The sequence below is a fragment of the Hydrogenophaga sp. 2FB genome (genome assembly GCF_005503365.1).
Classification (GTDB): Bacteria; Pseudomonadota; Gammaproteobacteria; order Burkholderiales; family Burkholderiaceae_C; genus Hydrogenophaga.
The window spans coordinates 1-23814 of the sequence record NZ_SCML01000033.1 but is presented as its reverse complement, the minus strand read 5'-3'; the positions used below and the strand labels follow the sequence as shown (position 1 = coordinate 23814).

27 protein-coding genes, 1 other RNA gene and 1 pseudogene are annotated in these 23814 nt (G+C 63.3%); 11 read left to right on the top strand and 18 right to left on the bottom strand.

Annotation, left to right across the window (positions count from 1 at the left end; genetic code table 11):
* Positions 1-13: 13 nt before the first annotated feature.
* The 4 genes from FFS09_RS18925 to gyrA are packed head-to-tail and all read right to left on the bottom strand — an operon-like array spanning position 14 to position 5736.
* Positions 14-892, bottom strand: a complete 879-nt coding sequence (locus FFS09_RS18925) for a prephenate dehydrogenase (protein WP_137920499.1) — start codon at positions 890-892, stop codon at positions 14-16.
* Complete coding sequence (pheA, locus tag FFS09_RS18920) at positions 892-1986, bottom strand: prephenate dehydratase (protein ID WP_137920452.1); 1095 nt, start codon at positions 1984-1986, stop codon at positions 892-894. Before pheA ends, FFS09_RS18925 begins: the two co-directional genes overlap by 1 nt.
* Before the next feature lie 4 nt (positions 1987-1990).
* Positions 1991-3097 carry a 3-phosphoserine/phosphohydroxythreonine transaminase gene (gene serC, locus FFS09_RS18915; protein WP_137920498.1) on the bottom strand — a complete coding sequence of 369 codons (1107 nt, stop codon included), beginning with the start codon at positions 3095-3097 and terminating at the stop codon, positions 1991-1993.
* Positions 3097-5736: a DNA gyrase subunit A gene (gene gyrA, locus FFS09_RS18910; RefSeq protein WP_137920451.1), complete on the bottom strand. Its 2640-nt coding sequence runs from the start codon at positions 5734-5736 to the stop codon at positions 3097-3099. The genes serC and gyrA overlap by 1 nt, the downstream gene beginning before the upstream one ends.
* Before the next feature lie 259 nt (positions 5737-5995).
* Here gyrA and ompA point away from each other — a divergent pair, with 259 nt between their 5' ends.
* From ompA to FFS09_RS18885, 5 genes are all read left to right on the top strand, one after another.
* Positions 5996-6640, top strand: a complete 645-nt coding sequence (ompA, locus tag FFS09_RS18905) for an outer membrane protein OmpA (protein ID WP_137920450.1) — start codon at positions 5996-5998, stop codon at positions 6638-6640.
* Between the two features lie 66 nt (positions 6641-6706).
* The gene (gene ubiG, locus FFS09_RS18900; protein WP_137920449.1) at positions 6707-7414 is read left to right on the top strand and encodes a bifunctional 2-polyprenyl-6-hydroxyphenol methylase/3-demethylubiquinol 3-O-methyltransferase UbiG; all 708 of its coding nucleotides are present in this window, start codon (positions 6707-6709) and stop codon (positions 7412-7414) included.
* Entirely contained in the window at positions 7411-8085 is a 675-nt protein-coding gene (locus FFS09_RS18895; RefSeq protein WP_137920448.1) for an HAD-IA family hydrolase, read from the top strand. Before ubiG ends, FFS09_RS18895 begins: the two co-directional genes overlap by 4 nt.
* Positions 8086-8097: 12 nt before the next feature.
* Positions 8098-8474: a transfer-messenger RNA gene (ssrA, locus tag FFS09_RS18890) on the top strand.
* Positions 8475-8547: 73 nt separating this feature from the next.
* Positions 8548-9294, top strand: a complete 747-nt coding sequence (locus FFS09_RS18885; RefSeq protein WP_137920497.1) for a pseudouridine synthase — start codon at positions 8548-8550, stop codon at positions 9292-9294.
* Positions 9295-9324: 30 nt separating this feature from the next.
* Here FFS09_RS18885 and FFS09_RS18880 read toward each other — a convergent pair whose 3' ends face one another.
* Together FFS09_RS18880 and FFS09_RS18875 are read right to left on the bottom strand one after the other, a co-directional pair.
* On the bottom strand, positions 9325-10053 hold the full coding sequence (locus FFS09_RS18880; protein WP_137920447.1) for a hypothetical protein: 729 nt from the start codon (positions 10051-10053) through the stop codon (positions 9325-9327).
* Between the two features lie 224 nt (positions 10054-10277).
* A complete protein-coding gene (locus FFS09_RS18875; RefSeq protein ID WP_137920446.1) occupies positions 10278-11090 on the bottom strand; it encodes an alpha/beta fold hydrolase in 813 nt (270 codons plus the stop codon).
* Between the two features lie 32 nt (positions 11091-11122).
* On the opposite strand from FFS09_RS18875, the gene FFS09_RS18870 reads away from it, so the two are divergent.
* The 6 genes from FFS09_RS18870 to ntrC all read left to right on the top strand — a co-directional run bounded on the left by FFS09_RS18870 (position 11123) and on the right by ntrC (position 17951).
* Positions 11123-12010: an EI24 domain-containing protein gene (locus FFS09_RS18870; RefSeq protein WP_137920445.1), complete on the top strand. Its 888-nt coding sequence runs from the start codon at positions 11123-11125 to the stop codon at positions 12008-12010.
* On the top strand, positions 12007-12822 hold the full coding sequence (locus FFS09_RS18865) for a competence/damage-inducible protein A (protein ID WP_137920444.1): 816 nt from the start codon (positions 12007-12009) through the stop codon (positions 12820-12822). Before FFS09_RS18870 ends, FFS09_RS18865 begins: the two co-directional genes overlap by 4 nt.
* Positions 12823-13078: 256 nt before the next feature.
* Positions 13079-14494, top strand: coding sequence for a type I glutamate--ammonia ligase (glnA, locus tag FFS09_RS18860; RefSeq protein ID WP_137920443.1), 1416 nt, complete (start codon positions 13079-13081; stop codon positions 14492-14494).
* 210 nt (positions 14495-14704) lie between these two features.
* Entirely contained in the window at positions 14705-15232 is a 528-nt protein-coding gene (locus FFS09_RS18855) for an efflux RND transporter periplasmic adaptor subunit (protein WP_252374428.1), read from the top strand.
* Positions 15233-15354: 122 nt separating this feature from the next.
* The gene (glnL, locus tag FFS09_RS18850; protein WP_252374427.1) at positions 15355-16380 is read left to right on the top strand and encodes a nitrogen regulation protein NR(II); all 1026 of its coding nucleotides are present in this window, start codon (positions 15355-15357) and stop codon (positions 16378-16380) included.
* Between the two features lie 47 nt (positions 16381-16427).
* The gene (gene ntrC / locus FFS09_RS18845) at positions 16428-17951 is read left to right on the top strand and encodes a nitrogen regulation protein NR(I) (RefSeq protein WP_137920441.1); all 1524 of its coding nucleotides are present in this window, start codon (positions 16428-16430) and stop codon (positions 17949-17951) included.
* An 85-nt stretch (positions 17952-18036) separates the two neighbouring features.
* Here ntrC and xth read toward each other — a convergent pair whose 3' ends face one another.
* From xth to FFS09_RS18790, 12 genes and pseudogenes are all read right to left on the bottom strand, one after another.
* Complete coding sequence (gene xth / locus FFS09_RS18840; protein WP_137920440.1) at positions 18037-18813, bottom strand: exodeoxyribonuclease III; 777 nt, start codon at positions 18811-18813, stop codon at positions 18037-18039.
* A 22-nt stretch (positions 18814-18835) separates the two neighbouring features.
* Complete coding sequence (locus FFS09_RS18835) at positions 18836-19096, bottom strand: helix-turn-helix transcriptional regulator (RefSeq protein WP_137920439.1); 261 nt, start codon at positions 19094-19096, stop codon at positions 18836-18838.
* Positions 19093-19323, bottom strand: a complete 231-nt coding sequence (locus tag FFS09_RS18830; protein WP_137920438.1) for a hypothetical protein — start codon at positions 19321-19323, stop codon at positions 19093-19095. The genes FFS09_RS18835 and FFS09_RS18830 overlap by 4 nt, the downstream gene beginning before the upstream one ends.
* Before the next feature lie 31 nt (positions 19324-19354).
* Positions 19355-19600: a hypothetical protein gene (locus FFS09_RS18825; protein WP_137920437.1), complete on the bottom strand. Its 246-nt coding sequence runs from the start codon at positions 19598-19600 to the stop codon at positions 19355-19357.
* Positions 19587-20246, bottom strand: a complete 660-nt coding sequence (locus FFS09_RS18820) for an ASCH domain-containing protein (RefSeq protein ID WP_137920436.1) — start codon at positions 20244-20246, stop codon at positions 19587-19589. The genes FFS09_RS18825 and FFS09_RS18820 overlap by 14 nt, the downstream gene beginning before the upstream one ends.
* A complete protein-coding gene (locus FFS09_RS18815; RefSeq protein WP_137920435.1) occupies positions 20243-20467 on the bottom strand; it encodes a hypothetical protein in 225 nt (74 codons plus the stop codon). Before FFS09_RS18815 ends, FFS09_RS18820 begins: the two co-directional genes overlap by 4 nt.
* Positions 20460-20828: a hypothetical protein gene (locus FFS09_RS18810; RefSeq protein ID WP_137920434.1), complete on the bottom strand. Its 369-nt coding sequence runs from the start codon at positions 20826-20828 to the stop codon at positions 20460-20462. Before FFS09_RS18810 ends, FFS09_RS18815 begins: the two co-directional genes overlap by 8 nt.
* On the bottom strand, positions 20825-21397 hold the full coding sequence (locus FFS09_RS18805; RefSeq protein WP_137920433.1) for a J domain-containing protein: 573 nt from the start codon (positions 21395-21397) through the stop codon (positions 20825-20827). The genes FFS09_RS18810 and FFS09_RS18805 overlap by 4 nt, the downstream gene beginning before the upstream one ends.
* Positions 21394-21858 (bottom strand): hypothetical protein, encoded by a 465-nt coding sequence (locus FFS09_RS18800; RefSeq protein WP_137920432.1) that lies wholly within the window; start codon positions 21856-21858, stop codon positions 21394-21396. Before FFS09_RS18800 ends, FFS09_RS18805 begins: the two co-directional genes overlap by 4 nt.
* Positions 21855-22643: a hypothetical protein gene (locus FFS09_RS31200; protein ID WP_252374430.1), complete on the bottom strand. Its 789-nt coding sequence runs from the start codon at positions 22641-22643 to the stop codon at positions 21855-21857. The genes FFS09_RS18800 and FFS09_RS31200 overlap by 4 nt, the downstream gene beginning before the upstream one ends.
* A 22-nt stretch (positions 22644-22665) precedes the next feature.
* Positions 22666-23130 (bottom strand): annotated as a pseudogene (locus FFS09_RS31195) (DNA cytosine methyltransferase); the annotation flags it as partial.
* A gap of 43 nt (positions 23131-23173) precedes the next feature.
* Positions 23174-23814: hypothetical protein (locus tag FFS09_RS18790; RefSeq protein WP_212745121.1), on the bottom strand; the 641-nt coding region annotated here is incomplete at its 5' end.

Genomic DNA, 23814 nt, shown 5'->3' with positions numbered 1-23814 from the left:
CTCGTGGCGGCGCTCAGCTTCGGGGCTTGACGGCGGTCATGCGCCAGCGTGCGCGTGTTCCGCTGGCCTGTTCGATCAGGGCTTCAAGGGCTTCCGGGTTGCCGGCGTTGATGGCTGTTTCCAGGGTGTGCAGCGCGCGCTGAAAATGCCGCGACTGGGCCAGCAGCTCCTCGCGGTTGGACATGAGAATGTCGCGCCAGATCGCGGGGTCACTGGCCGCAATGCGGGTGAAGTCGCGGAAGCCTGGACCCGCCAGCGAGAGAAAATCGGCCCCGTCGCCTTGGCCCTGAATGGCGTTCATCAGTGCGAACGCGACCATGTGAGGCAGGTGGCTGACGGCCGCAAAGGCCGCGTCGTGTGCTTCGGGCGACATCTGTTTGACGTGGCACCCGAGGGCGGTCCAGAGCTGCGCGGCTTTGTCGAGTTGCACCGTCAGCGTGCGTTCGATCGGCGTGAGAATCACCTGACGGCCATGGTAGAGGTCGGCGTCGGCGTGCTCGACGCCAGCGACTTCCTTGCCGGTGATGGGGTGTGCCGGAACGAACACACCGACCTGGTCTTTCAGCACGCGGCGTGCCGCGTCGATCACTTCACGTTTGGTGGAACCCACATCCATGATCAGCACGTTGCTGCGCACGAGGTGGCGTATCGCCTTGAAGGTGGCTTCGGTGGCGGCAACCGGCACGGCCAGCAGCACCAGATCTGCGCCCGACACCGCGAGCAGCGCGGAAGGCGCCTCGACATCGATCACGCCGAGCTGGCGTGCCCGTTCGGTGGTGGAGGGCGACTTGCTGTAGCCGACAACGCGCTTGACCAGCCCGGCGCGCTTGAGCGCCAGGGCGAACGAACCGCCCATCAAGCCGCAGCCGATCAATCCCAACTGTTCAAACATCATTCACTTACCGGGTATGCGCCCAGCACCTTGTAGAAGGCGCACAGGCCCTGCAGTTCTTGTAAGGCGGCGGCCACGTGGGGCTGCGAGGGATGGCCGGCGATGTCGATGTAGAAGTAGTACTCCCACTGACCGGATTTGGCCGGACGCGACTCGAAGCGCGTCATCGAGACGCCATTGTTCTTGAGCGGCACCAGCAGGTCGTGCACGGCGCCGGGGCGGTTGGGTACCGAGACCACGAGGCTGGTGCAGTCCCGGCCAGACGCGGGCGGCATGGCCAGCGTCTGAGGGAGGGAAATCACGGCGAAACGCGTGCGGTTGTAGGCCTCGTCCTGAATGGCATGGGACACGATGTGCAGGCCAAACTGGGCGGCGGCGCGCTCGCTTGAAAGACCCGCCCAGGCGGGGTTCGTGGCCGCGAGACGGGCGCCTTCCGCGTTGCTGGAGACGGCGCGGCGCTCGGCGTTGGGCAGGTGTTGCGAGAGCCAGTTCTGGCACTGCGCCAGTGCCTGCGGATGCGCCATCACCACCTCGATGTCATCCAGGTGGTTCAGCTGGCGCAACAGGTTGAAGCGGATCAACAGGCTGACTTCGCCGACCACATGCACCGGCGAGCGGAGGAAAAGATCGAGCGAGCGCGTTACCACGCCTTCGGTGGAGTTCTCCATGCCGACCACGCCAAACTGTGCCGTGCCCGCCGCGGTGGCATGGAAGACTTCGTCGAAGTTGGCGCAATAGATCAGGTTGGCCGCGCTGCCAAAGAATTCGATGGCAGCCTGTTCGCAGAAGGTGCCTTCTGGTCCGAGCACGGCGACGCGCTGGGGTGCTTCGAGTGCCAGGCAAGCGGACATGATCTCGCGCCAGATCGACGCCACATGCTGGTTGAGCAGTGGCCCCTGATTGGCGCCCTGGATCTTCTCGATGACTTGAGCGGCCCGGTCCGGCCGGAAGAAGGGCGAGCCTTCCGCGCGTTTGATGTCGCCGACTTGCTCGGCCACGCGCGCGCGCTGGTTCAGGAGTGCGAGCAACTGCTGGTCGAGCGAGTCGATCTGCACGCGAAGGCCCGCGAGGGCGTCGGACTGTGTTGGGGTCATGGGGTCAAGCCTGGGTTTTTTCGAAGTCGCGCATGTAGGTCACCAGCGCCTGTACGCCTTCCAGAGGCATGGCGTTGTAGATGCTTGCACGCATGCCACCGACCGATTTGTGGCCCTTGAGTTGCAGGAGCCCTGCCGCCTTGGCGCCCGTCAGGAACGCCTGGTTGCGCGATTCGTCGCGCAGGAAAAAAGGCACGTTCATGCGCGAACGGCAGTTGGCGGCAACCTTGTTGAAGTAGAGCGCGGATTGATCGATGTAGCCATACAGCAGCGTCGCTTTGGCGATGTTGCGCGCCTCCATGGCGGCCACACCCGTAAGGCCGCCTTCGGCCTGTCGCTTGAGCCACTGGAAGGTGAGGCCCGCCATGTAGATCGAAAACGTTGGCGGCGTGTTGTACATCGAGCTGTTCTCGGCCACCGTTTTGTAGTCGAACGCGCTGGGGCAGGCCTTCAGGGCATGGCCCAACAAGTCTTCGCGCACCACGACGAGCGTGACGCCGGCTGGCCCCAGATTTTTCTGAGCGCCGCCGAATGCCAGGCCCACGCGCGACCAGTCCACTGCGCGCGAGGCCACGTGGGACGAAAAATCGATCACCAGCGGAGCGTCCGACCCCAGCGCCTTGAGATCGGGCAACTCGTGCGCTTCGATCCCGTTGATGGTCTCGTTGCTGCACAGGTGGACGTACCGCGCATCGCTGGAAAGCTGCCAGGTCGCAGGATCGGGAAGCGTGGTGTGGCCGTCGGCGGCATTGCTTGCCGCGGCGCGCGCCTGGCAGTAGCGGTTCGCCTCCTTGAGTGACTTCTGGCTCCAGCTGCCGGTGACCACGAAGTCCACCGTTTCACCGCGCGAGAGGTTCAGCGGCACGATGGCGTTTTCCGCCAGACCGCCGCCTTGCATGAACAGGATGCGGAAGTGATCCGGCACGACCAGCAGTTCCCGCAGATCCCGCTCAGCCGCTTCCAGGATGCTGCCGAATTCCTGACCGCGATGGCTCATTTCCATCACGCTCATGCCACTGCCGTTCCAGTCCAGCATCTCGGCCGCAGCCTGCTGCAGCACCTCGGCTGGCATGGCGGCCGGCCCTGCGGAGAAGTTATAGGGGCGCTCCATCATGCTTCGGTACCCGGCTCGTCGGTCTCGCCCGCGTCGTCCAGTTCAGGAACGTTCGCATCGTTCTCCACGATGCGCTGCAAGCCCGAAAGCTCAGCGCCTTCGTCCAGGGAAATCAGGGTGACACCTTGCGTGGCCCGGCCCATTTCGCGAATCTCCGACACGCGGGTGCGCACCAGCACACCCTTGTCGGTGATGAGCATGATCTCGTCGTCGTTGTGCACCAGCGTGGCCGCAACCACCTTGCCGTTGCGTTCGCTCTGCTGGATCGCGATCATCCCCTTGGTGCCACGACCGTGGCGGGTGTATTCGGAGATCGACGTGCGTTTGCCATAGCCGTTGATGGTCGCGGTCAGCACGCTCTGTTCTTCGTCTTCGGCCACGAGCATGGCAATCACGCTTTGGCCATCTTCGATCATCATGCCGCGCACGCCGCGCGCATTGCGGCCCATGGGGCGCACGTCGTTTTCATCGAAGCGCACCGCTTTGCCGCCATCGCTGAACAGCATCACGTCGTGCGCACCATCGGTGAGCGCCGCGCCGATCAGGAAGTCGCCTTCGTCCAGGTCCACCGCAATGATGCCGGCCTTGCGCGGGTTGCTGAATTCGTTCAGCGCGGTCTTCTTCACCGTGCCCATGCTGGTGGACATGAACACGTAGCGGTCGGCCGGGAACGAACGCATCTCGCCCGTCAGAGGCAGGACCACGTTGATCTTTTCGCCCTCTTGCAGGGGGAACATGTTGACGATCGGACGACCGCGCGAGCCGCGCGAGCCGGCCGGCACTTCCCACACCTTGAGCCAATAGAGCCGGCCGCGGTTGGAGAAGCACAGGATGTAGTCGTGCGTGTTGGCGATGAAGAGCTGGTCGATCCAGTCGTCTTCCTTGGTGGCGGTAGCCTGCTTGCCGCGGCCGCCGCGCTTCTGCGCACGGTATTCCGACAATGGTTGGCTCTTGATGTAACCACTGTGGCTGAGCGTCACCACCATGTCGGTCGGTGTGATCAGGTCTTCGGTGGCCAGGTCTTGCGCGTTGTGCTCGATCTCGCTGCGGCGCGCGCCCAGTTTGGTCTGACCGAATTCCTGTTTCACGACGGTCAGTTCGTCGCCGATGATGGTCGACACGCGCTCGGGCCTCGACAGGATGTCCAGCAGGTCGTCAATCTCACCCATGACTTCCCGGTACTCGGCGACGATCTTGTCCTGCTCCAGGCCGGTGAGGCGCTGCAGACGCATCTGCAGAATTTCCTGTGCCTGGGTTTCGGAGAGGCGATACAGCCCATCGCCGCCCATGCCAAACGCCTTTTCCAGGCCGTCAGGGCGGTAGTCGTCGGCATTGATCACGCCACCGTCCGCGCGTGTACGGGTGAGCATTTCGCGCACCAGCTGGCTGTCCCAAGGGCGGGCCATGAGTTCGGCCTTCGCCACTGGCGGCGTGGGCGATTCGCGGATGATGCGGATGAAGTCGTCGATGTTGGCCAGCGCCACTGCCAGGCCTTCCAGCACGTGACCGCGCTCGCGCGCCTTGCGCAGGTTGAAGACCGTACGGCGTGTCACCACCTCACGGCGGTGTTCCAGGAACACCTGGATCAGATCCTTCAGGTTGCACAGCCGGGGCTGACCGTCCACCAGGGCCACCATGTTGATGCCAAAGGTGTCCTGCAGCTGCGTCTGCTTGTACAGGTTGTTGAGCACCACTTCAGGCACTTCGCCGCGTTTGAGTTCAATCACCAGGCGCATGCCCGATTTGTCCGACTCGTCCTGAATGTGGCTGATGCCTTCGATCTTCTTTTCGTGCACCAGCTCGGCAATGCGCTCCTGCAGCGTCTTCTTGTTCACCTGGTAGGGCAACTCGTCGACGATGATCGACTGGCGCTGACCGCGGTCGATGTCCTCGAAATGGCACTTGGCGCGCATCACCACGCGACCGCGTCCGGTGCGATAGCCATCCTTCACGCCGTTGATGCCGTAGATGATGCCGGCGGTGGGGAAGTCGGGCGCCGGGATGATCTCCATCAGCTCGTCAATCGACGCTTCCGGACTCTTGAGCAGGTGCAGACACGCGTCAACCACCTCGTTGAGGTTGTGCGGCGGAATGTTCGTGGCCATACCGACCGCGATACCGGCCGAACCGTTGACCAGCAGGTTGGGCAGCCTCGAAGGCAGCACCAGGGGTTCTTTCTCCGAGCCGTCGTAGTTGGGGCCGAAGTTGACCGTTTCCTTGTCGATATCGCCCAACATCTCGTGTGCGATCTTCGACAGGCGGATTTCGGTGTAGCGCATGGCTGCCGCGTTGTCGCCGTCGACCGAGCCAAAGTTGCCCTGGCCATCGACCAGCATGTGGCGCAGCGAGAAGTCCTGCGCCATGCGAACGATGGTGTCGTACACGGCACTGTCGCCATGGGGGTGATACTTACCAATCACGTCGCCCACAATACGGGCGGACTTCTTGTAGGGGCGATTCCAGTCGTTGTTGAGCTCGTGCATGGCAAACAGCACACGCCGATGCACGGGCTTGAGCCCGTCACGCGCATCGGGCAGTGCGCGGCCAACAATCACGCTCATCGCGTAGTCGAGGTAGCTGCGCCGCATTTCCTCTTCAAGACTGATGGGCAGGGTCTCTTTGGCAAACTGTGTCATGAGCGGCGGCTATATGCGTGGATGGACCTGAAAGGCAACCTGAGATTTTAGGGCCAGGGCCCTTTGGACTTCTTCGGTGCATTTGTTGTGCATGAACAACGAATGATGCGAGGCGCTGGTTTGGTCGGTGAGGCGGCCTTGGTCCAGCGCTTGGCCATTCCCTCCTTGTGGCACAATAAATTCCAGCGTTTTTAGTGGTGGTCACTTGAAGCGTCGTTCTTGTCACGCAGTCTCTCTGCGGCTTATATAGAGGAAAACCATGAAAAAACTCAACAAAGTGGCAATGCTGTTGGCAACCGCCGCCATGGCAACCGCCGCTGGCGCTCAAACGATCGACAACTGGCGCAATGGCACCAGCGAACTGGTCTGGAAAAACGGCACCAATGAACTGTGCTGGCGTGATGCCAACTGGACGCCTGCCACGGCCGCTCAAGGCTGCGATGGCGCTATCGTTCCAGTCGCCGCTCCGGCACCGGCTCCTGCCGCTGCACCTGCACCGGCTCCTGCTGCAGCAGCTCCTGCACCGGCTCCCGCTCCCGCGCCGGTTGCTTCCAAAGTGACCTACGCTGCCGACGCATTCTTTGACTTCGACAAAGCTGTGCTGAAGCCTGAAGGCAAGGCAAAGCTGGACGATCTGGCCGGCAAGGTGTCGGGTATCGCTCTTGAAGTGGTGATCGCTGTGGGTCACACCGACTCCACCGGTGCTGCTGGCTACAACCAGAAGCTGTCGAACCGCCGTGCAGAAGCCGTCAAGGCCTATCTGGTGAGCAAGGGCATCGAAAGCAACCGCATCTACACCGAAGGCAAGGGCCTGACCCAGCCTGTGGCGGACAACAAGACCAAAGAAGGTCGCGCCAAGAACCGCCGTGTGGAAGTTGAAGTGGTTGGCACCCGCAAGAACTGATTGACACAGTTCCATAAAAAACCGCGCTTCGGCGCGGTTTTTTATTGTGCTGACGATAATGAATCCATGAACCCGACCCTCAATGCAGATCCGGCCGAATTGGCCAAGTTTTCAGACCTCGCCCACCGTTGGTGGGATCCAGAGAGCGAATTCCGTCCTTTGCACGAAATCAATCCGTTGCGATTGGACTGGATCGATGGGCTGGCCGGTTTGTCGGGCAAAGATGTTCTCGACGTGGGCTGCGGCGGCGGCATTCTTTCCGATTCGATGGCGCGCAAGGGTGCGCGGGTGACGGGTATCGATTTGTCCACGAAAGCCTTGCGCGTGGCGCAACTGCACGCGCTGGAGGCAAACACCCCGAACGTCCGTTACGAGGAAGTCAGCGCGGAAGCCCTGGCCCTGGCACAGCCTGGCGAGTTCGATGTCGTCACCTGCATGGAGATGCTGGAACATGTGCCGGACCCTGCTTCGGTGGTGCGGGCTTGCTCTACGCTGGTGAAGCCAGGAGGCTGGGTGTTTTTTTCCACCCTGAACCGCAACCCGAAGTCTTTCCTGTTTGCCGTGCTGGGGGCAGAGTATCTGCTCCAGCTGCTACCCAAGGGCACGCACGAGTATGCGAAGTTCATCCGGCCCAGCGAACTGGCCGGTTATTGCCGTGCCGCAAATCTGGATCTTGAGCGGACCCGTGGCATGGAATACAACCCCATCACTAGGCGCTATTGGCTGAGCGCTGACACCAGCGTGAACTACCTGTTTGCCACTCGGAAGCCATGATGCAGACCTTCCAAGGCGTTCGGGGTGTGCTGTTTGATCTGGACGGGACGTTGATCGACAGCGCGCCAGATCTGGGTGCCGCCGTAGACGCGATGCGTGTGCGTCGAGGCTTGTCTTCGCTTCCACTGCAGCACTACAGGCCGCACACGGGGTCGGGTGCGCGTGGCATGTTGCGTGCGGCATTTGATGTCACGCCCGAACATGATGGGTACGACCTGCTGAAGGAGGAGTTCTTTGCCGAATACGCCGCATGCCTCACGCAGCGCACCCGGCCGTTTGATGAAGTGACGGACCTGCTGGCCTTGCTGGTTGGGCTTGGGATGCAGTGGGGTGTGGTGACCAACAAGGCGCAACGGTTTACCACGCCGATCACGATGTCTATGGACCTCTTCGAAACGGCTTCGGTTGTCATCAGCGGTGATACGACGGCACATTCCAAGCCGCACCCCGAACCTCTGCTGGAGGCCGCCCGCCGATTGGGGTTGGCGCCCAGCGCGTGCCTCTATGTCGGTGACGATGAGCGCGACATCCGCGCCGGCAAAGCTGCGGGCATGCGGACCGTTGCCGCACGCTACGGTTACCTGGGTCCTGGGGCCGATGCATCTGCGTGGGGTGCGGACGCTGTGGTCTCTTCGCCGATGCAAGTCTTGAAATTGCTGGATGTGCCTTAAACTTCACGACTTGGGGCTGCACCGGTTTCGACGTGGGTTCGGACGCGCAGCAGGGCATGTCGAGGTTCTGTCACCTCGTTAATCCGCAGAAAAAAACCAACTGCAAACGACGAACGTTTCGCACTCGCCGCTTAAACACCGGTGAGCCTCGCAACAGCAGGCCGATGGGCTGGGCAAGGGGGTCGCAAGATCTCCCGGCTGCGAGGTAATTCACATCGGCTGGCTCTGCGTCGGGCACCTTGGCGCAGGGTGAGATTCAAGGATGCTGGCTTCCCATTTAGCGTGCCACTGCGCGACTCGGGCGGCGAGACTCAAATCAGACGGCTACACATGTAGAACTGCTCGAAGAAGGCTTGCGGACGGGGGTTCAAATCCCCCCAGCTCCACCATCCTCCAAAGCCCGCCCGGTGAATAGCCGGGCGGGCTTTTTACCGCGCTCGCCACAGCGCCAACCTCACGATGATGCAACTGCAAGACATACTTTTCTCTCAGGGCTTCGGCACCCGGCGCATATGCAGCGGTCTCGTGCAGCAGGGACTGGTGACGGTGGGCCACGATAGCTCGGTGTGTATCGATGCGACCGAGGCGTTCGAAGAAGAAGGTTTGGTGTTTTCGGTGCAGGGCGAACGCTGGGAATACCACGCGCGGGCGTATCTCATGTTGCACAAGCCAGCGGGTTTCGAGTGCTCACACAAGCCGGGAGCGCACCCCAGTGTCTACACCCTGTTGCCTGGGCCCTTGCGTCAGCGCGGTGGCGGTGCAGCCGCTGGCGTGCAGGCGGTTGGGCGGCTGGACCACGACACCACGGGTCTGCTGTTGCTGTCGGACGATGGCAAGTTCATTCACCGCATGACTTCGCCACGTCACCATGTGCCCAAGGTGTACGAGGCGGGGGTCAAACACCCGATCGATCAGAAGCAGCTCGACCGTTTGCTGGAGGGCGTCGTGCTGGATGATGACCCAAAGCCGGTACGAGCCCAGTCCTGTGAAGCGCCGAGCGCCCTGCATTTGCGAATGACGCTGACCGAGGGCAAATACCACCAGGTCAAGCGCATGGTGGCCGCGGTGGGCAACCGGGTGGAGTCGCTGCACCGGTCTGCCATGGGGAGCCTGGTTTTGGGGCCGGAGCTACCGCCCGGTCAATGGCGTTGGCTGACGCCTGGCGAAGTGCAGGCGTTGACGCAGAAAGCTGGCGCAACGCCGATGTGAGCGATCCCTGCGCCTGGGATCAGGTCCGACTCAGAGCAGATCGCCCCTGCGGCTGTCCAGCGGCATGAGGAAGGAGTTCTCCTGCCACTGTGAATTGAAGTCGCTGCGCGGATCGCCGGTGGTGCTGTTGGGCCAGTTCGACAGTGGGCCGAAGTCGCTGTGGCGGTTGTTGCGTTGGCGGGTAAGGGCGGTGCGCAAATTGGCTTGGGCAGCGACGATCGCGCGCTCTTCCATTTCGCGTTCGCGCATCGAATGGTTCAGAGCGGATTCGCCCAGGAATTCGGCGCGAATTTCTGCCACGGCGGGCAGGCTGTTGGAACGCACCACCCAGTAGGGCAGTCCGCATTGGGTGAGCAGCGAGTGCTTGAGCATACGGGTGCTGCGTGGCAACCCAGCGCTGCCCGGCACATCCAGGCAGCCGATCACGCGACCATCCGCACGGCAGACGGTGAAGGTGCAATAGACGCCCCCGAGCAGCTTGTACCAGTCCATGCCTTGCTCACGGTCGCGCGGGAGCGTGAAGCGAGTGACCGGCAGTTTGATCATGACGTGGTGGTCGTAAAAGGCCCGGGCTAGCCAATGCCAGACGCGTGCTTCTTCGCTATTGGCCAATGCGCGGGTGCTCAGAGGCCAATGTTTGGGAATGCGACGGCGTTCCCGGGCCTGCTTGTCGGCCCAAACGCCGTGCAGGAATGCCCCCAGCGCCAGCAGAGCCAGTGCCAGCACGGCAAGCAGCCATGGGTTGAGCCAGTTGTTCATGTGATGAAGCCGGTGTCGTCGAGTTGTATCAAAGTGTATGGTGCCGTCAGGAATTCCACCGAACACGCGCCGTGAACTTCTTGGGGTTTCCGCGCGATTTCGCAGTGCTTGCGCGCTCCATGAATCCTAAAGAATTAATGCATATTCCAGGGCGGGGTGCCGTGTGAATGAATGTATGAATTGTGCCTAAGCCCTGACGCACCGACCATCCTCGAGCCGACTATTCAAGCGACATCTGCAAGAAAGTCCACGATGGCGGTGGTCAGCGCGGCGGGTTGGTCCCGGTGCGGGCTGTGGCCGCATTGGGGCAGTTCAACGCGTTGTGCGTGAGGAGCGGCCTGAGCGATTTCCCGCAGTTGCGCGAGCGTGCCGTACTCATCTTCAAGGCCTTGCACCAGCAACAGGGGGGCTGTGATGGTCTGGCATTGGGCGCGGATGTCAAATGCCCGAAAAGCCGGGCTGAGCCAGACATCGTTCCATTGCCAGAACGCGTTGTCGACGTCGGCATGGTAGCGTCCCAAGCGTTGGCGCAAAGTACCGGAGGGGTTTTCGTACTCGGTCTTGGCTCGCGCGATCGCGTGCAGCGATACATCTTCGACGAAGGCGTGCGGCGCGATGGCCACGCAAGCCGCGACCGGTTCGCGACTGGCATGCAGGAGTGCGATGGTGGCGCCGTCCGAATGCCCGATGAGCACCGGTTGGGCCGTGCCGAGCTTTTCCAGGAGTTGGGGCAGCACCTGCCAGGCCTCGTGGTGCATGTAGTCGGGCTCGTGGCGGCCGATGTGCCATTCGCCGCTCCAGCGAGGTTCACCGCGCACATCGGCCACGGGATCGGACTGCCCATAGCCTCTGCGCGAGAAGATCCAGCCGGCCCGTTGCGTGGCCGCGCACAGTTCGGTGGGCCAGTGTTGGCCGCGTTGCTGCCACATGGCAACGCTGCCCAAGCCTTCGTGCAGAAAAACCAGTGGTGTTTTGTCGGTGGGGCCTGGAACATGGGCCACTTCCAGCCCGATGCCTGCGATGTCGATGCGCTTCATGAAGCCATCCTAGCTGCTGTATTCTCGTCGGCATGTCGCAGTTGTTCGATTCTTTCTGGCGTGCCGTCGCGTATTGCGTGCATCCGCGCGTGATCGCGTTGTCTTTCTTGCCGCTCATCCTGATGGTCCTGCTGTCGTTTGGCCTGGGCTACTTTTTCTGGGAAGGCGCGGTGACCGCTGTGGCTTCCTGGCTGGACGCGTTTGACCTGCTGCAGGCGTTTCTGGGGTGGCTGGAGCGGATAGGTCTGGGCTCGCTTCGTACCGTGTTTGCACCGCTGCTGGTGCTGGTGATGGCGACGCCGGTCATCGTGCTGTTGTGCCTGCTGCTGGTCGCCATGTTCATGACGCCCTTCATGGTCGACCTGGTGGCGCAGCGGCGCTTCCCTAGCCTGGAACGCAAGCGGGGCGGCACGCTGTTGGCCAGCGTGTTGTGGCCGCTGGGTTCCACGCTGCTGGCGATCGTGGCGCTGGTGGTGTCCATGCCTTTGTGGCTGGTGCCACCCCTGGTGCTGATCCTGCCGCCCCTGATCTGGGGTTGGTTGACCTACCGCGTGTTTGCCTTCGACGCGCTTGCTTCGCACGCCAGCGCCGAGGAGCGCAGGTCCATCGTGCGGCGTCACCGCGGCAGCTTGCTGCTCATGGGTGTGCTCTGTGGCTATCTGGGTGCGGCGCCCAGCCTGCTGTGGGCATCGGGTGCCATGTTCATCGCCTTGGCTCCCTTGTTGATCCCGGTGGCGATCTGGATCTACACCCTGGTGTTCGCCTTCGCGTCCCTCTGGTTCGCGCACTTCACGCTCGCGATGCTGCAGCGCCTGCGGGCGCATACGCCCCCTGACGCGCAGGTCGCAGCACCTGTGGTCGAGGCGCTTGAACCGTCCGCCGCCGGACCCTCTCTCAACCAGCCACCCGTGCAACCATGACGCCAGACTTCGGCCTGATCATCGTCGGCGATGAAATTCTTTCCGGCAAGCGCAGCGACAAGCATTTGCCCAAAGTGATCGAGATGTTGGCGCAACGGGGGCTCTCCCTGTCCTGGATGCGGCTGGTGGGCGACGATCGCGAGCGCATCACGGCTGCGCTGCGCGAAGCCTTTGCCGGAGGCGATGCCGTGTTTTGCTGCGGTGGCATTGGCGCCACGCCAGACGACCACACCCGCCAATGCGCTGCGGCGGCTTTGGGTGTGGACCTGGCATTGCACCCTGAAGCAAAGCTGCTGATTGAAGCCCGCATGCGCGAGACGGCAGCCGAGCGCGGCGAGGTGTTCGATGCCGAGCGTGCCGACAACGTGCACCGCTTCAACATGGGGGTGTTTCCGATGGGCGCCCGCATCATCCCCAACCCCTACAACCGCATACCGGGCTTCACGTGCGATGGCGCGGGTGGCGGGCAGGTGCATTTCGTGCCCGGGTTTCCCGTCATGGCCTGGCCCATGATCGAAGGTGTGCTGGACACGCAATACGCGGCTTTCCATCGCCAAGGCACTTGGCAGGAGCGCTCGGTGATCGTGTTCGGCGCGATGGAAGCGCTGCTGACGCCGCTGATGGAGCGGATCGAGCGCGATCACCCGGTCAAGGTGTTCAGCTTGCCCAGCGTGGACCATCCCGAGTTTGGCCGCCACATCGAACTGGGCGTCAAGGGCGCTGCCGAGGCGGTGAGCGCGGCGTATCCCCAGTTGCTCGAGGGGCTGGCGGCATATGGTGCCCGATTGGGCCCCGAAATGGTGCGGCCTTAATATGCATCAATTTGGTGCATCCAGGGCGCGCACTGAATTGGGGCGTTGAGACAGGGCAACTTCGTGCTGCCAAGGGCCATCGCGGGGCAAGAAGTCCTGCGCCGAACCTTTATGGCGCGCTGCCTGCGCCATAATCGCCGCCGACCGTTTCGTCGGTGATCCGTTTGCAGGCGCGTGAACCATCCTGTGGCACAAATTCTGCTTATCACCCGAGTCGATTTCAGTTTTCACTCACCCAGCTACAGGAGTATTTTTGATGGCCAAGACCGTCGCAGACGTGATGCAAATGGTGAAAGACAACGAAGTGAAATTCGTTGACTTCCGTTTCACAGACACCCGGGGCAAGGAGCAGCACGTCACCGTGCCTGTGTCTCACTTCGACGAAGACAAGTTCAGCTCGGGCCATGCGTTCGACGGTTCTTCGGTGGCTGGCTGGAAGGGCATCGAAGCCTCGGACATGCAGCTCATGCCCGACCCGAACACCGCCAACATCGATCCTTTCTTCGAAGAAACCACGCTGTTCCTGCAGTGCGACGTGATCGAACCCGGCGACGGCAAGGCCTACGACCGTGACCCGCGCTCCATCGCCAAGCGCGCCGAAGCCTACCTGAAGGCCTCTGGCCTGGGCGACACCGCCTTCTTCGGACCGGAACCCGAATTCTTCATCTTCGACGGCGTGCGCTGGAGCAACGAACCCGGTCGCGTGATGTGCGAGATTGAAGAGTACGAAGCACCCTGGAACAGCGGCGCCAAGCTCGAAGGCGGCAACCGCGGCCACCGTCCCACCGTCAAGGGCGGCTACTTCCCCGTGCCCCCGGTCGACAGCACGCAAGACATGCGCGCCGAAATGTCCCTGATCCTCGAATCGCTGGGCATTCCTGTTGAAGTGTTCCACCACGAAGTGGCGGGTGCTGGCCAGAACGAAATCGGCACGCGTTTCAGCACGCTGGTCGAGCGCGCCGACTGGACGCAGGTGCTCAAGTACGTGGTGTGGAACGTCGCCAACGCCTACGGCAAGACCGCGACCTTCATGCCCAAGCCGTACGCCGGCGACAACGGCAGCGGCATGCACGTGCACCAGTCGATCTGGAAAGACGGCAAGAACCTCTTCGCAGGCGACGGCTATGCCGGCCTGAGCGATTTCGCGCTGTACTACGTGGGCGGCATCATCAAGCACGCCCGTGCGCTCAACGCCATCACCAACCCCGGCACGAACTCGTACAAGCGCCTGGTGCCTGGCTTCGAAGCCCCGGTGAAGCTGGCCTACTCGGCCCGCAACCGCTCGGCCTCGATCCGCATTCCGTATGTGGCCAATCCCAAGGGCCGCCGCATCGAAGCGCGTTTCCCCGATCCTTCGGCCAACCCGTACCTGTGTTTCTCGGCGCTGATGATGGCCGGCCTGGACGGCGTGGAAAACAAGATCCATCCTGGCGAAGCCGCCACCAAGGATCTGTACCACCTGCCGCCGGAAGAAGACAAGTTGGTGCCGACCGTGTGCCACAGCCTTGACCAGGCGCTGGAGTACCTCGACAAGGACCGAAGCTTCCTGACCAAGGGCGGTGTGTTCACCGATTCCATGCTCGACGCCTACATCGAACTCAAGATGGGTGAAGTCACGCGTTTCCGCATGGCGCCGCACCCGGTTGAATTCGACATGTACTACAGCCTGTGATGGTGTGCCCGGCATGGCCGGGCTGCCTTTGCAGACTTGCCCAAAGGGGCCGCGCAAGCGGCCCTTTTTTGTTGATCGGGCGGTCAATCGCCACCGTTCGGGTGCCGACATGGCACTTTTCCGGGGCTTTTCGGTCATACTGAAATTCGCTTTTTCGAGCGTTGGCACCCCTATCGAAATGCCCCCTGGATGGATCTCACCTTGAACCCGATGCCTTTCCTCACGATCCGGTCACTGGCGGTTGCTGCCCTGGCCTTGTGCGTTTTGCAGGTGCATGCCCAGGCGCGTATCTACCGCTGCGGCAACGAGTACACCAACGACCCCGCGGTGGCCAAGGCCAAGGGCTGCACGGTGATGGACGGCGGCAACATCACCATCATCGAGGGCACCAAGCCCACGGCCGCGCGCAGCAGCACCCCTGTGGCCTCCGCCCGCAGCAGCGGTGGCAACGACCGTGTTGACCCGGCTGCGCAGCGCGCGCGCGACAGCGACGCTCGGGCCATTCTTGAAGCCGAGATGCGCAAGGCCGAAGAGCGCCTCGCCCAGGCGCGCAAGGAGTACGCCAATGGCGAGCCCGAGAAACAGGGCATTGAATCGCGCAACTACCAGCGTTACCTGGATCGCGTGGCCGAACTCAAGGCGGCCGTGGCGCGCGCCGAAAGCGATGTCGCAGGCCTTCAGCGCGAACTGAGCCGCTTGCCGGGTTCCGCCAACGCGGTCGGTTCTACCGCAAAATAAGTGGCTTGAAAAAGCCCAACGCTCCCTCACCCCATTCCGCTGCCGAGCACGCCGCTGCTCAGCCCAACGGCCCCGTCGAAACGCGCAAATCTTTCGCGCCATCGCAGTTCCAGGCGCTCGACCTGCTGGCGACCCTGGTGGCCGTCGTCGATCCACAAGGCCGTGTGCTCTTTGCCAATGCGGCTTTGGAGGATGCACTGGGCATGTCCCGCCGCAGCATCGCGGGCTCCATGTTGCAGACCTGCTTCACCGAACCCGCGCAGTTGGAGAGCGCTTTGCAAGGCGCGAGCGGCAACCAGTTCGCCGCCTTGCGCTATGACGCCTGGCTCAAGCGGCTGAACCACGACACATTGCCCGTGCACGTGGTGGTCGCGCAGACGGACAACCCGGGTGAAGTGATCGTGGAGTTGTTGCCGCTGGAGCAGCAGGCGCGGCAGGAGCGCGAGGAGCGCCTGATCGACCAGGCTCAGGCGAACAAGGAGCTCATCCGCAACCTGGCGCACGAGATCAAGAACCCGCTCGGCGGCATCCGCGGCGCGGCGCAACTGCTGCAGATGGACCTGGAGTCGCGTGAGCTGATCGAATACACGCAGGTCATCATCCATGAGGCCGACCGGCTTCAATCCTTGGTGGACCGACTGCTCGCGCCGCACCGCCGCCCGCATGTGGTGGGTGACGTGAACATCCATGAAGTTTGTGAGCGTGTGCGCTCGCTGATCCTGGCCGAATTCCCCAAGGGCTTGAAGGTCGTGCGCGACTACGACACGTCCATCCCCGAGTTTCGCGGCGATCGCGAGCAGCTCATTCAGGCGGTGCTCAACATCGCGCACAACGCGGCGCAGGCGCTGGGTCAACGCATTGCCGCGGGCGATGCGCGCATCGTGTTTCGCACGCGCATTGGCCGACAGGTAACGTTTGGCAAGCAGCGCTATCGGCTGGCACTGGAATTGCATGTGATCGACAACGGGCCTGGCGTTCCAGACTCGATCAAGGACCGCATCTTTTTCCCGCTGGTGTCGGGGCGCGATGGTGGGTCCGGCCTGGGGCTGACGCTGGCACAGACTTTTGTTCAGCAGCACCATGGCTTGATCGAGTGTGAGAGCGTGCCGAACCAGACGGACTTCAAGATCTTGATTCCGTTGCCCTAGCCAGTCACTGACACGAACGCCGCGCCACACGAAGGGAAGACAACTCAATGAAGCCGATCTGGATAGTGGACGACGATCAGTCGATCCGCTTTGTGCTCGAAAAGGCGCTGCTGCGCGAGAACCTGCCCACGCGCAGTTTCACCAATCCGCAGGATGTCCTCAAAGCCTTGATCGACACGCCCGACCAGGAGGGCCCGCAAATCCTGGTGAGCGACATCCGCATGCCCGGTGGCTCCGGGCTGGACCTGCTGGAGAAGGTCAAGGAAAAACTGCCCGGCTTGCCGGTCATCATCATGACCGCGTTCTCCGACCTGGACAGCGCCGTGTCGGCCTTTCAGGGGGGCGCCTTCGAATACCTGCCCAAGCCGTTCGATTTGCCCAAGGCCGTCGAGCTGATCCGCCGTGCGGTGGACGAGAGTCTGCGCGAGGAAGTGGCGGAAGAGCGCATGAGCGCTGCGCCCGAAATGCTCGGCCAGGCGCCGGCCATGCAGGACGTGTTCCGCGCCATCGGCCGCCTGAGCCAAAGCCAGGTCACGGTGCTGATCACCGGCGAATCAGGATCGGGCAAAGAACTGGTGGCGCGCGCGCTGCACAAGCACTCACCGCGTTCGGCCGGGCCGTTCGTGGCGATCAACACCGCAGCCATTCCGAAGGACTTGCTGGAGAGTGAGCTGTTCGGTCACGAGCGTGGAGCCTTCACCGGCGCGCAGACCATGCGCCGCGGCCGCTTCGAGCAGGCCGATGGCGGCACGTTGTTCCTCGACGAAATTGGCGATATGCCGTTTGACTTGCAGACGCGCTTGTTGCGCGTGCTGTCCGATGGCCACTTCTACCGCGTGGGCGGGCACAGCGCGGTGCGCGCCAACGTGCGCGTGATCGCGGCCACGCACCAGAACCTGGAGCAGCGCGTCAAGGAAGGCGTGTTCCGCGAGGACTTGTTCCACCGCCTCAACGTGATCCGCCTGCGCCTGCCGGCGCTGCGCGAGCGGCGCGAAGACGTGCCCATGCTCACGCGCTTTTTCCTGCAGCAAAGCGCCAAGCAGTTGGGTGTGGAGCCCAAGCGCATTTCCGATGCGGCCTTGAAGTTGCTGGGCAGTTTCGACTTTCCCGGCAACGTGCGGCAGCTCGAGAACGTGTGCCACTGGCTTACCGTGATGGCGCCGGCCCAGGTGATCGAGCTCAAGGACCTGCCGCCTGAAGTTCTTTCGACGGCGCGAACGCCCGCACCCGAGGCGGCTCCGATCGCAGCGCCATCGCCGACCGCCTTCAGCATGCCGCCCACGGTGGCCACCATGCCGGAACCTGCGCCCCATGTCGAAGCGGTCGCGGCGTTTCCCGAATTGGAGGGGGCCACGGCGCCAGCATGGGAAACCGGCTTGCAGGCCGAGGCCCTGGGGTTGCTCGAAGAAGGCCGGACCGATGTGTGGGATGTGTTGACCCGCCGCTTCGAAACCCGCCTGATCCAGACCGCGCTGGCCAACACGCGCGGTCGCCGCATCGAGGCCGCGCACAAGCTCGGCATCGGGCGCAACACCATCACCCGCAAGATTCAGGAACTGAACCTGGAGTAGGGAATGGCCCCCACGCTCCGCCGCTGATGCGGGTCGCTGCCCTCGGGGGGCTGATCCGGCTTGGGGCCGCCCAGCGCTGGATCGGTTACCCCAGCGTGACCACCACCGGCGCGTGGTCGCTGGGCTGTGGGTTCTTGCGCGGCAGGCGGTCGATCTGGCACGCTGTCACCGTGCCGCGCAGCGCTTCGCTCACGAGAATGTGGTCGATGCGCAGCCCGCGATTCTTCTGAAAACCGAGCATGCGGTAGTCCCACCACGAGTAGCTTTTCTCGGGCTGCTCGAACATGCGGTAGGCATCGGTGAGGCCCAGCTTGATCAGTTCCTGAAAGTGCGCGCGCTCTTCCACGGTGTGATGGATGGTGTCCTTCAAGCCGACGGGGTCGAACGAATCCCGGTCCTCCGGCGCGACGTTGAAGTCGCCCAACAGCACCAGGCGCGAATGCACTTTCAGCTCCTCGCCGAGCCAGCGATGCAGCGCTTCCAGCCAGCGCATCTTGTAGGCGAACTTGTCCGTGCCCGGTGCCTGCCCGTTCACGAAATAGCAGTTCACCAAGCGCAGCGGACCTTCGGGCGTGTCTAGCGTGCCCGCGATCACGCGCGACTGGTCGTCGGCGTGCGTCGGGATGTTGCGCACCACGTCGGTCACGGGTGTGCGGCTCAGGATGGCGACGCCGTTGTAGGTTTTCTGGCCGAAGACGGCCGCGTGATACCCGGCTTCCTTCAAGGCGTCGTACGGGAATTTCTCGTCGACCAGCTTGAGCTCCTGCAAACCCAGCGCATCGACGGGGTTGGCGGCGAGCCAGTCGAGCACCTGGGGCAGGCGCACGGAGAGGGAGTTGATGTTCCAGGTGGCAAGTTTCATGTGTATGGAAATCTGTTTTTAATCAACTACTTACGACGGTCAGTCGGGTGGTTTTGGCGGGCTGGCTACCCGGCTGGCTACCCGAAATCGAATCGCTGGCCGGCTTGTCCGAGATCATGGCATGGACGCTTGCGGCTGTAACGCCACAGGCCCGTTTCCCGATTTTCACGCGGTTCAGCGTGCCTGCCTCGATCAACCGGTAGATGGTCGATCGTGAGACGCCCAGCTTTGCCTCGGCGACGTTGATCCGGTAGAGCAGGGGCGGGGACGTGGAAATGTTCATGGCTGGCTCTCCTGAGGTTTCACGCCGCCCTGCAGCCACAAGGCCGCCGGATGGTCATCAGCAAGTCGCTCGGGCTCTTGGCCCTCGACGAGCTTGAAAGTCCCGAACCCATCGGGCTGGCCATCGAGCCCAAGCCAGAGCTGGTACTTGGCCTGGCCGTCGCGATCTGAGCATGCGACGACAGAGCGAGCGCCAAGGTTCACGGTTTTCGGTTGTGTGAAGTTCATGTTGATCTCTCTTGTGGTTGTGTGTTGGTGGTCAAAGCATGCCCTCCCCGTAGCAAACCCCGCACATGCGGTTGTCGCCGTGCATGCAGAAGCCTTGTCCGTGGCACAGGTCATCCATGCAGTCGACGCGGGTGCCCTCGCCGCCGCAACTCCAGCATGTGATGCTGCCCAGGTACTCGCCTTCGTAGTCGTCATCGTCCAGCGCTGGCTCTTCCTCGCCGGGCGGCGGGTAGCCGATCGCCAGGTGCCAGCGCGCGCGGGCTTCAAGGTTGGCCATCGACCCTCCGAAACGAAACCACCCACACCCATGGGTTCGCATCCCATGAGCTGGCGCCGTTGATGGATTGCCACAGCGCGCGGTAGTCGCTGGGCATGGCCTTGCGGTGGAAGCAGTGGCAATCGTCCTCGCTGAGCCCGGTCATGGGCTCGCCGCACACGTAGCACGGGGTTCCCTCGGCCTGCGCATCGGCCTCGCTGATGTCCTGCAGGCGCTCGACGCGCACGCCGGTGATCTCCAGCACCAGGCGGCAGGCCCAGCGCGGCATGTGGATTGACGGCCTCCACACCTTGCGGCCATCGTCGCCGTCAGCGCGGTACACCACGTCCTCGGCGGTCAGCTTTGGCGGGTAGTAGCCGGTCTCATGGTCGGGCTCATCCTTGAACCACCAATGGGATTCCCTCACCCAAAGTTGATCGCCTGGCACGCCGTAGGGACAGAGCGAACGATAGACACGTGGCTCAGGGGCCTCAAGCGCTTCATCGAGCAGCGGCGCGCCCTTGCGGTCCTTGAAGATCAGCCGCGTGCAGTTCATACCGGGCCGGCTGTCAGGCTGCGGCTTCACGATGCGCCGCGTCTGGGTCTTCGACCCGTCCAGGATGGCGCGCACCATCGCGCCCTGAAACAATATTGGGCGCTCTTTCATCGCGTGTTCCTCAGGTTGGAAAGCACGTACTGCCGCAGGTGCGGGTACAGCGGGTGCTCCGTGAGGTCGACACGGGCCGACTCGTCCGGGCCGAGGGTCGCTGGCTCCAACGTCACCTTGACCCCGGTGATGATCCCCGTGGCCTTCACCGCGTCGGTGTCGAAGGCGATGATGTACTCGCCCTTCGGGGCGCGCGTGTCGATGTGCTTGGGCTTAGCCATTGCCGTTTTCCTCTTGAAGCTGGACGGCCTTCTTCTCGGCGCGCCATTTTTTCCAGACGTCGCGAAGCTCGCGGTAGCCGGGCACCACCTCGCCGTAGAAGCCATCCGGCTGGCTGATGTCGATGATCACGGCGCCGGTCTTCGACGGTTCGAAGGCGGGCTGCTTACCCTTGGCCGGCTTTGGCCTTCGGGTGTCGTACTGCTCCTGAATGGGCCAAGCGCGTCCGTCCGCGCCGTGCCACCGGTAGATGCCGCCGCCTCCGTCGCGGCCGTAGTTGTAGTGGACCGCCATCACCTTTCGGCCTTTGAAGATCTCCGGCAGTTCGTCCGGCAATTCGTGATCTGGAACATGGTCGCTCATGAGGTGCATTCCTTGAGGGCCTGTTCCTGGGCGACGTTGAGCTCGGCCATGGCTTGCTCGGTGCCGCCCTTGTCTGGGTGTGCAGCGCTGGCCATGCGCCGGTATGCCGCCTTCACGTCCTCGCGCTTCGCATCGCGTGGCACCTTCAGCACCTCCCACCACGATTTGCCGGCCGGCGCGGGCAGCGCCTTGAAGCCGGTGAAGGTCGCGCGCACCAGGGCCAGAGTGCCGTGGCGCAGTTCCACGCGGCGCGCTTCGAGGATGTGGTGGATCGCCTGCAGATTCGACGCCACCGAGTGGTACCGGTCTACTGGGATACACACCTGCAGGCCGTCCCAGGTGAACCACACCGACACACCTGGATCCGCCGGTGCGTTGTCGCCCAGCGAGACGTTGCTGGAGATCACGAGGCCTTCGAGCTTCTTGCCAGAGTCGCGCGCGAAGCCGGCCAGGCTGGTCTGCACATTCTTGATGGCGGCCGGCAGCGCGGTCTTGAACTTGCCGCCTTCGCGGAACTTCGCACGCGGGAACTGCGCGGGCCATGAGAGGGGGAATGCGTTGACAGTCACGTCGTTCCTTTCGAGAGTTGGAGGCGCGCCATCTGCGCGTTCGACCACTCCGCCGCGCGTACCGCGAAGCCGAAGCGATCCATTTCAATGAGTTGGTCCATCACCTCGGCAGCGGCGCGCGCGGTCAGGAGCTGGGCACCGTTGAAGCCCACCCGGCCGCTGGTGTGGAACCGCTGCAGCACCGCCTCGTAGCACTCCAGCTGCTCGGCGATCGCGGCTTTGGCCTCTTCGGTGAAGGGCGTGCCGTCGGCCTCCAGCAGGCGCATCAGCTCGCTGTAGGTCAGGCCCGTCTCGATCCAGTCCAGCAGGTCGCCCTGCGTGGCCCGGCCACCGGTGAAGCGGTCGATCAGATCCCAATGCGCCAGCTGGCACGTGGCCACCTGGTCGGCGGTGATGGTCGGTTGCCAGAACTTGGGCAGCTCGCGCTTGGCGTGCGAGGCGCGACGGTGGGCGGTCTTCATGCTGCGAGCCTTTCAACCGGTGAGGCCTGCTCGTCGAGCAAGCACGACAAATGCTGTTGCAGCGCAGAGCGCCACGACTCCGTTGCCGCCGCACTTGAGGCGTGGGGCACGGCATTCGTCCATTGCAAAGGCCAGCCCATCAACCACTCCACGAAAAGCGGGTTCAAGCGCCGGGGCAAGGTGGGGGTGACTGGCGAGGACTCCGGGCCACCTGGGATCTGCTGGGCCTGGTGCGAAGAGTGGGAGAAAACGCCCGTTTCCGTCGCGTGGCTCAAGCTCGCGCCGCCGTTCCTCGATGGCAGATCCTGGCCCTTGTGATCGCGGCTCGCCGGGGTTGGCCTGGCCAACCCCGGGCTGTTCATCTGGAAGCAGTGCACCGCCACGTCGGCCAGCCCAATCTGTGGGTCGGTCGCCTTGCGGTGCTCCATCACCGGTGGAGTCGCTTTCGGCTCGAACACCGCCGCGTTGGGTGTCGGCCAGTTCTCCGACAGGATCGAGTCCATGTTGCGGCGGAAGTCCCCGCTGATTTGGCCGTGCGAGTTGTCGCCCATACCCACCATCGGCGTTGGCCATCGTGTTGCCTGTTGCGCGAACTCGCCACCCGCTCCCGCTTTCCCCGTGTGGTCCAGCCCCGCCATCCCCGCCGGCGTCAGCCACATCAGTGCTTGGCCCTTCAGCTTCGGCTCCCCTCTGCCGTTCATGCCGCTGCCACTCTCTTCCTCGGAGGCCCTCGGCGTCTGCCACAGGAGGTCTCCATGCCAGGCAGAACCATCGCAGGCGTCCATGGCTGGCGCCCACGTCGGACGCTGAAAGAGTGAGCCATTCCGCATGCCACCCGCGGTCGGCCAGTTCTCCCAGGACTCGGGCGGCCGCGCGCTCTTCGAGATCGCCTTCGGCTTCGTCCACAACGGAGGCGGTGGCAGAAGAGATGCCGCCGACGTTCTCCAGAAAGAGTCCTGTCGCACCGCAAGCGTCGGCGTGGTCCAGGATGTCGAAGAAGAGGCCGGAGCGCGCGCCATCGAGGCCAACCCGGCGGCCGGCGACGCTGAGGTCTTGGCACGGGAATCCCGCAACGACGAGATCCAGGCATCCACGCCAGCGTCGAGCGTCGAAGGTGAGAAGGTCGGACCAGACAGGCGCTGCATCCAGGGAGCCTTCTTCCATGCGCGCGACCAGGACTGCGGCTGCGTGAGCTTCCCGCTCAACGTAGCAGACAGTGCGATGCGGGATGCCCAGGAACTCGAGCCCGGCTCGCAGTCCCTCACCAAGCATTCCGACGCCGGCACAGAATTCGATGGTGTGTAGAGCCACATGCTTACACCGTGGCCGCGCCGGTCTTCACCGACTTGGCCAGCGCTTGAGCCGGCGTCAGCTTCTTCTCGTCCTTGCCGTCGTCGATCGTGCGCTGCTTGTTGCTCACCGGCTGGGCGGCTTCCAGTTCGATGTCGCGCGTCAGGGACTTGAGCACGCCGAGCGCGCCGATCGTCTCCTGGTCCACGTCGGACGTGTACACCTGGAAATCGTAGTCAACGCCGCCGCCTTCCATGGGCGTGATCTTCGGCTTGCGCACCGTGCAGTCGCTCAGCTTGATGTCTTCATGGCCGCTGACGCCCTGATAGATCTTCAGGGTGCTGCCGGTCTGCTCGCCGTCCCAGTTGAAGGCGCCGAGCTTCTGCGCGATCTCGGTCAGTTGCGCGAACTCGGACACCACCGGGATGCCTTCGAGTGCCTGCTGGGTGGACGCGCCGTTGCCCTTCTCGAACAGGAAGCGCAGCAGGTTCTTGTCGAACATCGACAGGGTGCTGTTGGCCTGGGTGATCCTGAAATGGATGCACACGGCCGGCTTGACGTCGGTCTGGCCCATCTTCAGGGATTGGATGTCGATCGCGGTGATGGTGGCCTTGGTTTTGCCGATGAACTCGATACGCATGGGGAAGTACTCCAGGTGGTTGGGGG

Bases quoted from the DNA above. Each gene is read 5' to 3' on its own strand.
- FFS09_RS18925 (WP_137920499.1), bottom strand. From the start codon at position 892: ATGTTTGAACAGTTGGGATTGATCGGCTGCGGCTTGATGGGCGGTTCG.
- pheA (WP_137920452.1), bottom strand. From the start codon at position 1,986: ATGACCCCAACACAGTCCGACGCCCTCGCGGGCCTTCGCGTGCAGATC.
- serC (WP_137920498.1), bottom strand. From the start codon at position 3,097: ATGGAGCGCCCCTATAACTTCTCCGCAGGGCCGGCCGCCATGCCAGCC.
- gyrA (WP_137920451.1), bottom strand. From the start codon at position 5,736: ATGACACAGTTTGCCAAAGAGACCCTGCCCATCAGTCTTGAAGAGGAA.
- ompA (WP_137920450.1), top strand. From the start codon at position 5,996: ATGAAAAAACTCAACAAAGTGGCAATGCTGTTGGCAACCGCCGCCATG.
- ubiG (WP_137920449.1), top strand. From the start codon at position 6,707: ATGAACCCGACCCTCAATGCAGATCCGGCCGAATTGGCCAAGTTTTCA.
- FFS09_RS18895 (WP_137920448.1), top strand. From the start codon at position 7,411: ATGATGCAGACCTTCCAAGGCGTTCGGGGTGTGCTGTTTGATCTGGAC.
- FFS09_RS18885 (WP_137920497.1), top strand. From the start codon at position 8,548: ATGCAACTGCAAGACATACTTTTCTCTCAGGGCTTCGGCACCCGGCGC.
- FFS09_RS18880 (WP_137920447.1), bottom strand. From the start codon at position 10,053: ATGAACAACTGGCTCAACCCATGGCTGCTTGCCGTGCTGGCACTGGCT.
- FFS09_RS18875 (WP_137920446.1), bottom strand. From the start codon at position 11,090: ATGAAGCGCATCGACATCGCAGGCATCGGGCTGGAAGTGGCCCATGTT.
- FFS09_RS18870 (WP_137920445.1), top strand. From the start codon at position 11,123: ATGTCGCAGTTGTTCGATTCTTTCTGGCGTGCCGTCGCGTATTGCGTG.
- FFS09_RS18865 (WP_137920444.1), top strand. From the start codon at position 12,007: ATGACGCCAGACTTCGGCCTGATCATCGTCGGCGATGAAATTCTTTCC.
- glnA (WP_137920443.1), top strand. From the start codon at position 13,079: ATGGCCAAGACCGTCGCAGACGTGATGCAAATGGTGAAAGACAACGAA.
- FFS09_RS18855 (WP_252374428.1), top strand. From the start codon at position 14,705: ATGCCTTTCCTCACGATCCGGTCACTGGCGGTTGCTGCCCTGGCCTTG.
- ntrC (WP_137920441.1), top strand. From the start codon at position 16,428: ATGAAGCCGATCTGGATAGTGGACGACGATCAGTCGATCCGCTTTGTG.
- xth (WP_137920440.1), bottom strand. From the start codon at position 18,813: ATGAAACTTGCCACCTGGAACATCAACTCCCTCTCCGTGCGCCTGCCC.
- FFS09_RS18835 (WP_137920439.1), bottom strand. From the start codon at position 19,096: ATGAACATTTCCACGTCCCCGCCCCTGCTCTACCGGATCAACGTCGCC.
- FFS09_RS18830 (WP_137920438.1), bottom strand. From the start codon at position 19,323: ATGAACTTCACACAACCGAAAACCGTGAACCTTGGCGCTCGCTCTGTC.
- FFS09_RS18825 (WP_137920437.1), bottom strand. From the start codon at position 19,600: ATGGCCAACCTTGAAGCCCGCGCGCGCTGGCACCTGGCGATCGGCTAC.
- FFS09_RS18820 (WP_137920436.1), bottom strand. From the start codon at position 20,246: ATGAAAGAGCGCCCAATATTGTTTCAGGGCGCGATGGTGCGCGCCATC.
- FFS09_RS18815 (WP_137920435.1), bottom strand. From the start codon at position 20,467: ATGGCTAAGCCCAAGCACATCGACACGCGCGCCCCGAAGGGCGAGTAC.
- FFS09_RS18810 (WP_137920434.1), bottom strand. From the start codon at position 20,828: ATGAGCGACCATGTTCCAGATCACGAATTGCCGGACGAACTGCCGGAG.
- FFS09_RS18800 (WP_137920432.1), bottom strand. From the start codon at position 21,858: ATGAAGACCGCCCACCGTCGCGCCTCGCACGCCAAGCGCGAGCTGCCC.
- FFS09_RS31200 (WP_252374430.1), bottom strand. From the start codon at position 22,643: ATGGACGCCTGCGATGGTTCTGCCTGGCATGGAGACCTCCTGTGGCAG.